Annotated in this window: 13 protein-coding genes; 1 reads left to right on the top strand and 12 read right to left on the bottom strand. The window is 70.6% G+C overall.

Annotated features, from left to right (window positions below; genetic code table 11):
* Positions 1 to 14: 14 nt before the first annotated feature.
* From OG488_RS33745 to OG488_RS33705, 9 genes are all read right to left on the bottom strand, one after another.
* Entirely contained in the window at positions 15 to 386 is a 372-nt protein-coding gene (locus tag OG488_RS33745) for a VOC family protein (RefSeq protein ID WP_329236152.1), read from the bottom strand.
* Positions 387 to 414: 28 nt separating this feature from the next.
* The gene (locus OG488_RS33740; RefSeq protein WP_329236150.1) at positions 415 to 1,203 is read right to left on the bottom strand and encodes a fumarylacetoacetate hydrolase family protein; all 789 of its coding nucleotides are present in this window, start codon (positions 1,201 to 1,203) and stop codon (positions 415 to 417) included.
* Positions 1,204 to 1,209: 6 nt separating this feature from the next.
* Complete coding sequence (locus OG488_RS33735) at positions 1,210 to 2,658, bottom strand: NAD-dependent succinate-semialdehyde dehydrogenase (protein WP_329236148.1); 1,449 nt, start codon at positions 2,656 to 2,658, stop codon at positions 1,210 to 1,212.
* Positions 2,659 to 2,696: 38 nt separating this feature from the next.
* Positions 2,697 to 3,620: a VOC family protein gene (locus OG488_RS33730; protein WP_329236146.1), complete on the bottom strand. Its 924-nt coding sequence runs from the start codon at positions 3,618 to 3,620 to the stop codon at positions 2,697 to 2,699.
* Positions 3,621 to 3,778: 158 nt separating this feature from the next.
* Positions 3,779 to 4,690, bottom strand: a complete 912-nt coding sequence (locus tag OG488_RS33725) for a LysR family transcriptional regulator (RefSeq protein WP_329236144.1) — start codon at positions 4,688 to 4,690, stop codon at positions 3,779 to 3,781.
* Between the two features lie 230 nt (positions 4,691 to 4,920).
* Complete coding sequence (locus tag OG488_RS33720; RefSeq protein WP_329236142.1) at positions 4,921 to 5,877, bottom strand: sugar ABC transporter substrate-binding protein; 957 nt, start codon at positions 5,875 to 5,877, stop codon at positions 4,921 to 4,923.
* Positions 5,878 to 5,910: 33 nt separating this feature from the next.
* Complete coding sequence (locus tag OG488_RS33715) at positions 5,911 to 6,921, bottom strand: ABC transporter permease (protein ID WP_329236140.1); 1,011 nt, start codon at positions 6,919 to 6,921, stop codon at positions 5,911 to 5,913.
* Complete coding sequence (locus OG488_RS33710) at positions 6,918 to 8,456, bottom strand: sugar ABC transporter ATP-binding protein (RefSeq protein ID WP_329236138.1); 1,539 nt, start codon at positions 8,454 to 8,456, stop codon at positions 6,918 to 6,920. Before OG488_RS33710 ends, OG488_RS33715 begins: the two co-directional genes overlap by 4 nt.
* Before the next feature lie 38 nt (positions 8,457 to 8,494).
* Positions 8,495 to 9,088 (bottom strand): carboxymuconolactone decarboxylase family protein, encoded by a 594-nt coding sequence (locus OG488_RS33705; protein WP_329236137.1) that lies wholly within the window; start codon positions 9,086 to 9,088, stop codon positions 8,495 to 8,497.
* Positions 9,089 to 9,274: 186 nt separating this feature from the next.
* Here OG488_RS33705 and OG488_RS33700 point away from each other — a divergent pair, with 186 nt between their 5' ends.
* On the top strand, positions 9,275 to 9,679 hold the full coding sequence (locus tag OG488_RS33700) for a cupin domain-containing protein (RefSeq protein WP_329236135.1): 405 nt from the start codon (positions 9,275 to 9,277) through the stop codon (positions 9,677 to 9,679).
* Here the strand turns inward: OG488_RS33700 and OG488_RS33695 are convergent, their stop codons facing one another.
* The 3 genes from OG488_RS33695 to OG488_RS33685 form a co-directional block, all read right to left on the bottom strand.
* Entirely contained in the window at positions 9,680 to 9,862 is a 183-nt protein-coding gene (locus OG488_RS33695; protein WP_329236134.1) for a hypothetical protein, read from the bottom strand. It abuts the gene before it with no gap.
* Between the two features lie 299 nt (positions 9,863 to 10,161).
* Positions 10,162 to 12,192 (bottom strand): CocE/NonD family hydrolase, encoded by a 2,031-nt coding sequence (locus OG488_RS33690; protein ID WP_329236132.1) that lies wholly within the window; start codon positions 12,190 to 12,192, stop codon positions 10,162 to 10,164.
* Positions 12,193 to 12,231: 39 nt separating this feature from the next.
* Positions 12,232 to 13,548, bottom strand: a complete 1,317-nt coding sequence (locus OG488_RS33685) for an ATP-grasp domain-containing protein (protein ID WP_329236130.1) — start codon at positions 13,546 to 13,548, stop codon at positions 12,232 to 12,234.
* Between the last annotated feature and the right edge of the window lie 64 nt (positions 13,549 to 13,612).

The following is a 13,612-nucleotide window of genomic DNA, read 5'->3' as shown; positions in this document are numbered from 1 at the left end:
GTGAGCGCTGCGGCTCAGTGGGGGCGCCTGCCGTGGAAGACCAGCTCGATCATGGTGTGGTCGGGGTCGTGGATGTAGCAGAACTTCGACTGGTTCTCGGGGCGCTCGATCGGGCGGGTGTGACGGATGCCCAGCTCGGCGAGGTGTCCCATGAAGTCGTCCCAGTCGTCGACCTCGACGGCGAAGTGGTAGGGCGCCATCCGGTCCATCTCCTCGACCGGGGTGAAGTGCAGGTCGAAGGTGCCGCGGGTCATCAGCACCACGCGGGTGTTGGACTTCGGCATGATCCTCTTCATCCCGAAGACCTTGGTGTACCACTCGGCGGTGCGGTCGGGGTCGGTGGTGGGGAAGTTGACGTGGTGGATGTAGCGGGGTTCCTTGCTCACGGCGTGCTGCCTTTCGGGGGTGCGGTGGTCAGGGGTGGGCGCTCTCCGCCCGGACGGGATTCGACAGGACGCCGATCCCGCTGATCTCGACGTCGACGGTGTCGCCGGCCTCGATCCGGCAGGTGGACTCCGCGCCCATCCACAGGACGTCACCGGGGTGCAGGGTGAGGTGCCTGCTCATCTCGACCATGTGGTCGTAGGGGTCGAAGACCATGTCGCCGGTGGGGAACCGGGCGCGTACCTCGCCGTTGACGCGTAGCGTCGTGGTCTGGGCGAGGGCGTCGACGTCGGTCTCGATCCAGGGGCCCATCGGCTTGAAGGTGTCGCTGTTCTTGCTGCGCCAGAACGAGCGGTCCTGGTGCTGCCAGGTGCGGGCGCTGACGTCGTTGCCGATCGTCCAGCCGAAGACGGCGTCCCGCGCCTCCTCGTACGTGGCGTGCCTCAGGGTCCGGCCGATGACGGCGACCAGTTCGGGTTCGGCCTCGAACCTGCCCTGGAGCCCGGCGGGCTTCACGATCGCCGTGCCGTGGCCGGTGAGCGCGTTGTTGGCCCGGTAGCCGGGTTCCGGCCGCTCCGGCGTGACCCCGGCCTTGTCGCCCAGGAGCCGGGCGTGCTCGATGTGGCGCGGGTAGTTCATGCCGACGGCGTAGAAGACGGGCGGGACGACGGGCGGCAGCCAGGCCGCCTCGGCGAGCGGGATCGAGCCGATGACCGTGGGGTCGCCCTCCAGGGGCGAGCCGGACAGCAGACGCACCGCGTCCTCCTCGACGCGGCCCCACACCGCACGTCCGCCCATGGAGACCCGGGTGTACCGCACGGCGGATCAGCCGGCCAGCAGGTGGGAGACGCGCTGGGTCACCAGGTAGGCGTCCAGCCCCTCGGGACCGCCCTCACGGCCGTAGCCGCTGGCCTTGACTCCCCCGGACGGCGCCTCGTGGACCGATCCTCCGCAGTGGTTGAGGGAGAGGATGCCCGCCTCGAACTCCCGGGTGAGGCGCTCGGCGGTGGCGGCGGAGCGGGTGAACCCGTAGGCGGCGAGCCCGTAGGGCAGCGAGTTGGCGATCCGCAGGGCGTCGTCGAGGTCACCGAAGGGGACGATCGGCGCGAGCGGGCCGAAGGGCTCCTCGGACATCAGCGCCGCGTCGTCGGGTACGCCGGTGAGGACGGTGGGCGCGAAGAAGTAGCCCGCGCGGTCGAGTCGTTCGCCACCGGTGCGCACCTCGGCGCCCCTGGCCACGGCGTCGGCGGTCAGCGCCTCGACGGCCTTCAGTCTGCGGGCATTGGCGAGCGGTCCCATGGTGACGCCCTCGTCGAGCCCGTCGCCGACGACGACCGCCTCGGCCGCGCGGACGAACTCCTCGGTGAACTCCGCCAGGAGGCTCTCGTGGACGAGGAAGCGGCTCGGCGAGGTGCAGACCTGGCCGGCGTTGGCGAACTTCGCGGCGGCTGCCCGGCGGGCCGCGGCGACGGGATCGGCGTCCTCGCACACGAGGACCGGGGCGTGTCCGCCGAGTTCCATGAGGGAGGGCTTCATCTCGGCGCCCGCGGCGGCCGCCAGGAGCTTGCCGACGGGCACGGAGCCGGTGAAGGCGATCAGCCGGGTCGCCGGGTGACCGATCAGGTGCGCCGAGACCTCGGCGGGCTCGCCGAACACCAGGTTGAGGACTCCGGCGGGCACACCGGCGTCCTCGAAGCACCGCACGAGCTGCACGGCGGTGCCGGGGGTCTCCTCGGAGGCCTTGATGACGATCGAGCATCCGGCCGAGAGCGCCGCGGCGATCTTGCGCATCGGCCCGCCCGCCGGGAAGTTCCACGGGGTGAAGGCGGCGACCGGGCCGATGGGCCGGCGGCGCACGGTCAGCAGGGTGCCCTGCTCGGACGGGATGACCCGCCCGTAGGCGCGGCGGGCGTCGTCGGCGTCCCAGCGCAGCGCACCCGCGACGCGCTCGGCCTCGCCGCTCGCCTCGCGCAGCGGCTTGCCCTGCTCCAGGGTCATGATCCTGCCGACCTCGGCGCTGCGGGAGACCAGCAGGCCGGCGGCCCTGTGCAGGATCGCCGTACGCGCGGCGACCGGTGTGTCGCGCCAGGTCCCGAAGCCGGTGGCGGCGGCCTCCGCCGCGCGGTCCAGGTCCGCGGCGGTGGCCAGCGGTACGTGTCCGATGACCTCTTCGGTGGCCGGGTTCAGCACCGGCGCGGTGCGTCCGGTCGATCCCTCGCACCACTCGCCGGCTATGTACATGTGGATGGCGGGGTAGTCGTGGTTCGTCGTCATGGGTGCGTGTGCCCTCTCACGCTCGGCGGGTGGGACGGTCAGGAGGCGGAGTTCCCGGGCGCGTCACGGGAGCTGCGCAGGGTCCAGATGTGGTGAGGCGGTGTGGTCTCGTGGACACGCGTCCCGTAGCTGTCGTCGACCCGGTCCATGTCCGCCGCGTACTCCACGCGGCCTCCGCAGGGCGCGTGGAGGAACCGGAACACGTTGGAGCCGACGGTGTGCCGGCCGAGCCTGCGGGCTTCCGTCCATCCCTGGGCGATCATGTGGTTGCCGCCCTCGATGACGTCGTCGAAGCCGGGGACCTCGTAGGACACGTGGTTGACCCCGGCCCGGTCGGGGCGGTGGCACAGCAGGACGTTGTGCTGGTCGTCGTCGCCCTCGCACTGCATGAAGGTGCCCATGGGCCTGACGACGTCGGTCGGGCGGAAGCCGAGCCGGTCGGTGTAGAACGCGACGGCCCGTTCCTGGCCCGCCTTGGGGATGTTGAGCGCGACGTGGCACATCCGCAGGGGGCGCACCCGGCCCACGGGGCCGAGCGACTCGTTCCAGCGGCGCACGCTGCCTGACACGTTCGGCCGGCGCACCTCGGGTGCGGGCAGTTCGCGCGGCACGGCGAGCGCGAGCCCGATGCCGAAGCCCGTCTCGTCGACACTGTGGTGGACGCCGTCCTCGGTGGTGGTGACCTCGCGGTCCGCGGCGACGGCGGCCACGAGTCCCTCCAGTTGCTCCGGGGTGTCGACGCCCCAGACGACCTCCCGGATCGTCGGCGACGCCTCCAGCGGCTGCGGCAGCGACGGGTCGGGGGCGGTGTCGAGGTGCAGGGTCTGCCCGGCGAGCGTCTCGAACGAGGCGCGTTCGCCGGTCCGTTCCACCAGCGAGAGACCGAAGTCCTCGAAGAAGCGCACGCACCGGTCGAGGTCGTCGACTCCGTAGGTCACCGACTCGATTCTCTGGATTCCCATGAACTCCTCATTTCGCGGACCGCGTCCGTGGAACCTGCGCGGACGCCGGCTCAGCTGATCGTAAATTCCCGGTCCGGGCGCCTCAACGGCCCTGGCTCCCGGATGCCGCAATCGCTTCTTGCGCAGCCCGTCGCCTGCGCGGACGGCGCGCATTCCTTTCATGGGGTGAGGGCGGCGATGGGATTGCTGGAGAACCACTGGGTGAGGAATTCCAGGAAGACGGTGACCTTGCGCGGGGTGTCCTGCCCCGGGCCGTAGATCGCGTAGAGGGGCCGGTCGGGCACGGCCAGTTCGGGCAGCAGGACCTGGAGCGCGCCGGACACGAGATCGTCGTACGCCGACCTCTGCGGCAGCAGCGCGATGCCCCGGCTGTGCACGGCGGCCTTCTGCAGGGCGATGTATGAGTTGGACGAGAAGGCGACGTTCCTGATCTTGTGCAGGGTGCTCGCGTGTCCGTGTCCGATCCGCCAGACCGGGTCGTTCACATGGACCAGGCAGTCGTGGGCCGCGATGTCGTTCGGATGGGCGAGCGTGCCGTGCCGTTCGACGTACTCCTCCGACGCGCACAGGACGAACGGGAGCGAGGAGACCTTCTTGAGACGTACGCTTGAGTCCCGGAGATCGCGGGTGTGGAAGGCGACGTCGAAACCGCTGTCGAGGAAATCGTAGGTACGGTCCGACATTCCGCCCAGCTCGAATCGCACGACGATTTTCGGATGGGCCGCGGAGAACGCGGCAATGGCGTCCCCGAGGTCCAGACTTCCGATCCATTTCGGGCAGATGATGGAGAGCGAGCCCTCCGCCCTGTCGTGCCGCTGCGCGATCGTGGAGTCCTCCGCCTCGATCTCCTCGAGGATGCGTGCGGAGAATTCGGCGTACCGCAGGCCGGGTTCCGTGAGGCTCACGGAACGGGCCGTGCGGTTGACCAGGCGGACGCCGATCTGCCGCTCCAGCTCGGCCACGTGGCGGGAGACGAGTGATCCCGAGGAGCTCAGCAGTTTGGCGGCTCCGCTGAAGCTGCCCACGTGGGCGACGGTCACGAAGCTTCGCATGAGAAGCAGGCGGTCCATGATTCCTCCGGCCCCGTCACGGCCGGAGGCGCCTCCGGCCGTGTCAGGTGTGGTTGGTGCGGTTGAGCGAAGGGACCCGGTCGCGGTGCGTGGTGTGGGGCGTGGGGACCCGGTCGCGGTGCGTACGGCGGGATGCGGGGCCCGGGCCCGGTGCGTGGAGCGGGGGCGTGGGACCCGGTGCGTGGTGCGGGGGCGTGCGGTCCTGAGTCACCGGCGCCCTGCCCGGAGGGTCAGGACTTCTTCTCCTCGGCGGAGCAGTACTGCGGGGCGCTGCTCACGTTGTCGGCCGTGATGAGGCTGATCGGCGTCGAGGCGATCTTGTCCGTCTTCTTCTTGTCGAGCAGCGCGAGCGTGTTGGTGAGGGCGATCCGGCCGGTCGTCATGGCGGAGTTGGCGACGGTCGCGGCGAACCGGCCGTCCTTGACGGCGGCCACGCCCCGGTCCGTGCCGTTGACGGTCACGATCTTCACGTCGGCCTCGGCGGCCTGGAAGGCCTTGAGCGCGCCGAAGGCCATCTCCTCGTTCGCGACGAAGGCGTACGCCAGGTCCGGGTGGGCCTGGATCATGTTCTCGGCGACGTCCTGCGCCTTGGCGGCGTTGAACATGCCCGGCTGGTTGGCGACGACCTCGACGTTGTCCGGGAGGGCCTTGGTGAAGCCGTTGACCAGCAGGTCGGACGCGGCGCCGGGGGCCCCGGCGATCACCCCGGCCTCGGCGGGCTTCCCCGCGGCGTCCTTCCCGACCCAGCCGGCGTCCAGCTCGCCCACCTGCTTGAGGTCGACGACCACCGCTCCGAGGATGTCGGTGGGGTCGTCGGTCACGACGGACGTGAGGAAGATCGGTATGTTGGCGCTCTTCGCCTTGGCTATGTCCCCCTTGAGCGCGTCGACGTTGACCGTCTGCACGATGAGGGCGTCGACGTCGCGCGAGATCATGTCCTCGATGTTGGACAGCTCCGTACCGGGGTTCTGGTGGGAGTTGGCCGTGTAGAGCTCGGCGTCCTCCGCCTCGGCGGTGTCCTCGACGGACGCCTGGAGACAGGTGTGGAATTCGGTGTCGCCGCCGTTGACGAACCCCAGCGACACCGACCCGTCGTCGGAGGCACCGGCACCGCAGCCGCTCAGTACGAGAGCGAGTCCGGCGGCAGAGGCGGCAGTGGCTCTGCGTGAACGAGCAGAAAGGGTCATGGGAGGGGCCTTTCGAGACGTACGGGCGGGTGATCAGTGCGGGGAGGACTTCTTGTGGAGCTGGTTGGCGATCGCGGCGACGAGCAGCACGGTGCCGACGGAGATCTGCTGGAAGTAGCTGGACACCTGCAGGAGGTTCAGGGCGTTGGCGACGACCCCCAGCAGCACGACGCCGAGGCAGGAGCCGATGACGGTGCCGTAGCCGCCGGCGAGCATGGTGCCGCCGATCACGACCGAGGCCACCGCGGTGAGCTGCAGCTGGAGGCCGCCGGTGCCGGGGCTGCTGGCTCCGAGCCGGGAGAGCAGCATCAGTCCGGCGAGGCCCGAGAGCGCACCGGCCAGACCGTAGAGCACCAGCTTCCGCCGGTTGACGTCGATGCCGCTGAGCCGGGCGACGTGTTCGTTGCCGCCGAGGGCGAAGGCGTCCCTGCCGAAGACCGTGAACTTCATGATCAGGCCGACCACGGTCAGGACCAGGACCGCGACGATCAGCAGGTTGGGCAGGCCGAGCGTCTTCTCCGTGCCCAGCGCGGACAGGTGCTCGCCGATGGAGACGCTGAGCCCGTTGAGCACCAGCAGGGCGACGCCGTCCAGGAGGGTGGCGGTGGCGAGGGTGGCGACGAAGGGGGCCACGTCGGTGTAGGTCACGACGAGGCCGTTGACGAGCCCGACCGCGGTGGCGAGCAGCAGCGACACGACCACGGTGAAGAGGGTCGACCTGCCGTCCGCGAGGAACTGCGCGGCGACGGCGGTGGTGACAGCGGCGTTGCTGCCCATCGAGAAGTCCATCCCGCCGGCCGTCATCAGCAGGGTGAGGCCGGCGGCGAGGACGGCGACGACGCTGACCTGCCGGAGGACGTTGACCACGTTGACCGAGGTGGCGAACGAGTCGGTCTCCACGGCGGCGAACACGATGACGGCGATCAGCACGGCGACGAGTCCGGCGTGCGGGACACCGCCCAGTGTGCGGAAGGGCCCCGGCTTCCGGGCGGACTTCGGGGCGGTCCTGGTACGCGGTGTCTCCGGCGGAGCGGTGATGCTCATCGGGGTTGTCCTCCGAGGGCGGTGGCGACGAGTTCGTCGTGGGTGAGGGCGTCGACGTCGTGCTCGGCGACCACACGGCCGGCACTGACGACGATCACGCGGTCGGACAGGCGCATGACCTCCTCCGCGGACGAGGAGGCGAGCAGGACGGCCACACCCCGGGAGGCGAGATCGTCGATCAGCGCGTGGATGTCGGCGATGGCTGCCACGTCGACCCCGTTGGTGGGGTCTTCGAGGAAGCAGGCGACGGGCGAGGTCTCCAGCCACTTGGCCAGCAAAACCTTCTGCTGGTTGCCGCCGGAGAGGCTGCCGACCGCGGGGTTGCGGGTCAGTGAGACGACGCCGTAGCTCGCGCGGCGCGGTGCGGCACGACGGGTCGTCTCCGCCCAGCGGTGCAGCCGGCGCCCGCTGAGCCGGTCGGTGGCGAGCATGAGGTTCTCGTCCAGGGACAGCCCCGGGACCAGCCCCAGTGCGCGGCGGTCCCCGGTGACGCAGCGCAGCCCGCTGGCGAGGGAGCGCGAGACGCGGCCGAAGGGCACGCGGGTCCCGCCGACCTCCATCTCGCCCGCGTCGGGGCGCCGTCGGCCGGACAGCAGGTCGAACAGCCGGGACTGCGCGTCCCCCGCCGGGCCGAGGACCCCGACGATCTCGCCCTTGCGCACCTGGACGCCGAAGCCCGCGATGTCCCGGCCGCTGGTCAGGCCCCGTACGGTCAGCGCGACCGTGTCCGTGGGCGCCGGGCGCTCGGGACGCCGGGAGACCACGTCGCGGCCGGCCATGTGGCGGACGAGCCCGGCGGCGTCGGTCCGTGAGGCGGGCCCGCTGTGCACCACGGCACCGTCGCGGAGCACGGTCACGTGGTCCGCGATCGAGAGGACCTCGTCGATGTAGTGCGAGATGTAGACGACGGCCACACCCTCGTCGCGCAGGGTCCGCACGAGGGCGCGGATCCGCTCCGCCGCCGCGGCGCCCAGGCAGGCGGTCGGCTCGTCCAGGATCAGGACCCTGCCGCCGCGCCGTACCTCACGGGCGACCTCCACCATCGTCTGCTCGGCGACGGTGAGTTCGCCCGCGGTCCGCCTGACGTCGATGTCGATGTTCAGGTCGAGGAGGGCCTGGCGGGCCTGGCGCTCGACGGACCTCCACGAGACGAGGGAGCGCGAGGCGGGGAGGTCCCCGAGGAGGATGTTCTCGGCGACGGTCAGCGTCATGACCAGTTCGCGGCGTTGCGGGACCGTGGATATGCCCAGCTGACGGGCCTTGCGCGGGGTGAGGGCCGTGTGGACGGTGCCGCCGGTCTCGATCGTGCCGCCGTCGGCCTGGTGCGCCCCCGAGAGGAGCTGGACGAGGGTGGACTTGCCGGCGCCGTTCATGCCCATCAGGGCGTGGACCTCGCCGGGGTGGATGTCCAGCGACACACCTCTGAGGGCCACGGCTCCGCCGAAGCTCTTGGTGAGGTCGCGGATGCGGACGGCCGGCGGCGTGGCCGGGCGTTCCACGGTGCCGGCGGGCACCGGGGCGGTCGTGGCGGACACGTCCTCGCTCCCTTTCGTACGTGGCTCGGGACGGGCCGTCACGGCTGGGACCGGTCCCCGCCGCCGGTGACCCGCTCGAAGCCGCGGACGTCGGGGAACGGGGGCTTGCGGCCGGCCTGGAGGTCGACCTGGAAGGCGTTCAGGCACATGCCGAGCATCGTGAAGTTGCCCAGCGAGCCGATGGCGTCGACCAGTCCCTGAGCGCCGAAGTGCTCGTGCGCGCGGGCGAAGGTGTCGTCCGACACGAAATGCGTCTCCAGCAGTTCCTGGCAGAAGGCGTGGAACGCGGTGTCCGCCTCCTCGGCGAACACCGGTTGCCGGTGTTCCGCGATGGCCTCGACGGCCTCCTCGGGAATGCCGGCCTCGACGGCGGCGGCCACATGCGCGTTCCAGGAGTACTGCGCGTCGAAATGGCGCGCGGCCATCAGCAGGGTCAACTCCCGGAGATGCTTCGGCAGGCTCGATTCGAACCGTACGAACGCACCGAGCGATTCCACCCGTTCGCACAGCTCGGGGCTCCGCAGCCACACCCGGAAGGGCCCACGGACACCACCGCGGCGCGCCGTGATCGTGGCGTGGAGTTCCTGCTGGTGCTCGGTCATGTCCTCGGCGGCGAGTACGGGGATTCTCATGGGAACTACCTGCCTTTCGCTGGGTGCCACGAGCGGTTCGACCGTGTGACGGGAGCCGACCGTACCCCCGGGCCACCGAGGCTCACCCTCCTCGGAATGCAAGGTAAAGCTGCACGCCGGATGCCTCTCATCGGCAGTTCCGGCGCCTAACGTCGGACGACGCACCGACGTCGAGAGGGACTCCGCATGACCGTCATCATCAAGACCGCTTCCGTCCGTCCGCTGGACCGGGGCGGTGCGATCCTCACGACGCCACTGGTGACCACACCGTCGTCGGACGGCGAGAACCTGATCACCAGCGGGATGAGCGTGTATCCGGTGGGATCCGGGGCGCCGATGCACTCGCACAACTGCGACGAGCACGTGACGGTCCTCGAAGGCGAGGCGGAGGTGCTGGTGGAGGGGGCGGTGACCCGTCTCGAACGCTTCGACACGACGTACATCCCGTCCCCGGTGCCGCATCTCTTCCGGAACGTCGGTGACACCCCGCTGCGCATCCTGTGGGTCTACACGTCGGGAACGGTCACCCGGACGTTCACCGGGACCGGGGTGACGGTGGAGCATCTCTCGGACGCGGACCGGATGGCCTGATCACAGGGCCCGGCCGGCCGCGGCGGTCCCCGCCCGCGCGGTCGGGGTGGACGCGGCCGCGGCGTACAGGGCGTGAACGCGGGAGCCACCGCCGCGCACCGGAGGGGGAGCCGTGTCCCCGGGACCGGCCGGGTGTCGCGGGAGGCTGCGGGCGCGGGTCCGGAGGATCGGCGGGTCGGTCACGGTCTGCTCCTCGATCATGCGGGCGGTGGACCGGACCTGCGGACGGACCGGCCCTGACCGGAACTCCGCGCGACGGTCCGGACCGCCCGCACAGCGGTACGCCACGAGCACCGACGACGCACCCGGTCCGGGGCGAGCGCCTCGGACCGGGTGCGGGCGGCGTCTGCTTCTTGGCGGCGACCGTAATCGCACGGGCCGGATGTCGGCAAGATGTCGAACGAGATTGTTGACTGTGTATTCCCGGAGGTGACCAGGGGACGCCCGTTCACGGAAGTTCCCTGGTCAGCCCCCGAGGCCCGTCAGACGATCCGCCGGGGGATCTCCTCGTTCCAGGTGCGGGAGAAGACCCGCCGCCCGTCCTCGTAACCGTCGAGCGTCGCGTCCACGTGGAAGGCGTGCTCGTCCGAGGTCAGTACGGTCCGGGTCTCGACCCGGACGTCCCAGTCGGGACGGCAAAAGCGCATCTCCCAGGCCGACTCGCCGCGCACCGACCCGAAGTCCTCCCCGGTCCAGCTGTACTGCTCGCAGGCCCTGAGCCCGGTCTCGATCCCGTTGTCCTCGTACCGCTGCAGCCCGCGGTCCTTCACGATGTCGAGCACCGACCGGTAGTTGACCAGGTCCCTGGACACGGTCCACGCCTGCTCCGGCTCGCTCAGCCGGGTGACGGCGGGGGGCGCGCAGCCCTCGGGCTCGCCGAAGGGGGGCAGGGCCTTGTCCTCCGGTACGTCGTCGGGCCGGACGGGCAGGGTGAGCGTGCTGCCCTTCTCGTACACGCTGAGGAGGGCCGGTGCGGGCGCCGGCCAGACGAGCGGCCAGTACGAGGTGGAGAGCGACAGGCGGATGCGGTGTCCGGGCGGGAACGCCTGCGCGACGCTGTGCAGCGGTACGCGGACCCGGTAACGCCTGCCCGGTTCCAGGGCCTCGGGGGCTTCCTGGCTGTCGCGGTGGGTCAGGTTGAGCACGCCGTAGGTCACCCTGGTCGAGCGCCCGTCCGGTGCCACGTCGGACAGCCTGACGTTCAGCTGGGCGACCGGGGCGTCCGCGGACACCTCCACGGAGACGACGGGGGCACCGAGGATCTCGACGCGTCCGTCCAGCGGCTCGGTCTGGAAGACGAGCGAGCCGCCGTCCTCCTCGCGCTGGTCGTAGGGCAGGTCCGGCGGGGCGTTGTACGAGGCCCACTTGCCGGCGAACTGGCCGACGGAGAGCGGCGACTGCACCGTGTGGACCCGCTCCTCCTGGTCCGCGAGCTCCTCCGGCCGGCCCAGGTTGCCCGCGCGCAGCGGGAGGACGGTCTCACCGACGTGGGGCGAGGGCCAGGACGGCTCGCCGACCCACCGTCCGGGCCGCTCCTCGTAGGAGGTGGACGGCGGGACGCTCTCCTGCATCCAGGTCCGGAGCATGGGACCGTCCATGACGCCGTTGTCGGCGCCCTTGAGCCAGTGGTCCCACCAGCGCACGACTTCCTGGAGGTACCCGATGGCCGGTCCCGGCTCCCCGAGGTGCGGGAGCTTGTGCGACCAGGGGCCGATGAGTCCCTTGCGGGGCACGTCGACCCGGCTCAGCAGCCGGGTCACGGCGTTGGAGTAGCCGTCCGCCCAGCCGCTGGAGGCGAGCACCGGACAGCGCAGGGCCGAGTAGTCCTCGCTGAGGGAGGCGTGGCGCCAGTACTCGTCCCGCTCCGGGTGGCGCAACCACTCCAGGACCCAGGGGCGGGCGGCGTCGAGCCTCTCCCGCCACATCTCCCGCCAGCGTTCACCGACCACGGCCGGGTCGGGCGGGCACGTGGCGTAGGCGAACATGGTGCCGGCTTCGGCCAGGTTGTCGGAGAGCATCGCGCCGCCGAGGTAGTGCATGTCGTCCGCGTACCGGTCGTCGGTGAACGACGCGATGCAGATCGCGCGCAGGCTCGGCGGCCGGCGGGCGGCCGTCTGGAGGGCGGCGAAGGCGCCCCACGAGATGCCCATCATGCCGGTGTTGCCGTCGCACCAGGGCTGTTCCGCGATCCAGGCCAGCACGGCCTCGGCGTCACGCTGCTCCTGTTCCAGGTACTCGTCCAGCAGCACGCCCTCCGACTCACCGGTCCCCCGCAGGTCGACGCGTACGCACGCGTAGCCGTGTCCGGCGATGTAGGGGTGGTGGATGGCGTCACGGGTGGAGGTGAGGTCGTTCTTGCGGTAGGGGATGTACTCGAGAACGGCCGGCACGGGTTCGGCGTCCGAGGCGGTGGGACGCCAGATCCGCGCGGAGAGCTTGACTCCGTCCTCCATCGGGATCGTGACGTGCTTCTCTTCCTGGATCGCGCAGGGCAGCTGGTCGACGTAGCGCATGCCTGTGCGGCCTCCTTTCGTCGTGCTGGACGTGCCGGGTCACGAGGTCTTCGTGTCGTGGCCTCCGGGCTCCGTCTCGTCGAAGGTGAGTCCGAGGGCGGCCACGCAGCGGTCGAACTTGCGGCGCAGGTCCTCCTCGTCGTCGCCCCCGGTGAAGATGTGTGCCAGCTCGTAGCTGTAGCTGTCCTGCCCGGAAACCGTGGAGAGCTTCTGCCCCTCCTCGGGTACGACGTCGATGCGCACCCCGGGTATCTCACGCTCGATGGCGGCGATCCGTTCCGGGGTGGGGACCTCGTGGACCTTCGCGTCGCCGAACCAGCGGTAGTACCACTTGGCGGCCACGGCGTAGTGCCCCTTCCCGCCGGTGAGGGCGGGGTCGCGGCCGAGGGCGAGGCTGATCATCCGATGGTGGTTGGGCGCGCCGTCGACGTAGTCGAAGAGTTCGGCGTGGGACTGCGAGTGGCGGGGGTTGATCTCCAGGAGGCTGATGCCCTGGGTCTTCGGGTCGTAGAAGTACTCGATGCTGAAGGTGGCCGACTCCATGCCGATCTGCTCCATGGTCCGCTCGCTGACGTCATGCAGCTTGCGGATGACCGCCGGCGGAAGGCTGCTCGGGTACTGGTGGCGCAGGAAGCAGGGGGACGCCGGGTAGTTGATCGAGTCCAGGACGCCGTACACGGTCGCCTTGCCGTCGAGGACGTATCCCTCGACGGCCACCTGGATCCCGGTCATCGCCTCCTCCGCGAGACAGACCTGGCCGCCGACGCCCTCCATCTCCGGGGGCAGCTCCAGCAGCTCGAGCACGGAGTCGAAGGGCCTGCCGACCCGGCCGATGCCCTCCCGGATCCGGTCGACGGCCGTTCTGAACTCCGTCATGTCCGAAACGCCGAAGGCCAGTTCCGACGAGTAGGCGAGGGCCGGCTTGAGCCACATGGGGAAGCTCACGCCCTCGGGCGGCTTGGGGTCGTCGGAGTCCAGGTCCACCCGGCCGAAGGCCGGGAGCTCGTCGATGACCTTCCGCTGCTCCAGCCGGCTCCAGTACTTGTGCTCGCACTTGACCACGGATTCGAGGCCGGTCGTACGCACGCCGTACTCCTTGCCGAGCATCGGGACGAGGGTGCTCACCGGGAAGTCCCAGTACCCGACTATCGCGTCGATGCTGCCGTCGTGCGCGTCGAGGACGGCTCGGGCACGGTCCATCAGACCGGGCACGGACACCTCGCCCTCCTGCAGTTCCTCGACGCCCAGCAGGCGGTGGAACCGGTAGGAGCCGGCGTCCGGGACGGCTTCCAGCGTCCGCAGGTTGGAGTCGTCGAGACCGATGACGAAGATGTTCCTGCGCTGCCCCTGGGGCATGTGGTGTTTCCCTTCCGTAGGAGGAGTTCCCGCACACCACAGCGCGTGCCCTCGGCATCGGCCG

The sequence above is a fragment of the Streptomyces sp. NBC_01460 genome (assembly GCF_036227405.1).
In the GTDB taxonomy this organism is placed as follows: domain Bacteria; phylum Actinomycetota; class Actinomycetes; order Streptomycetales; family Streptomycetaceae; genus Streptomyces.
This window is presented reverse-complemented; position numbering and strand designations above follow the sequence as displayed.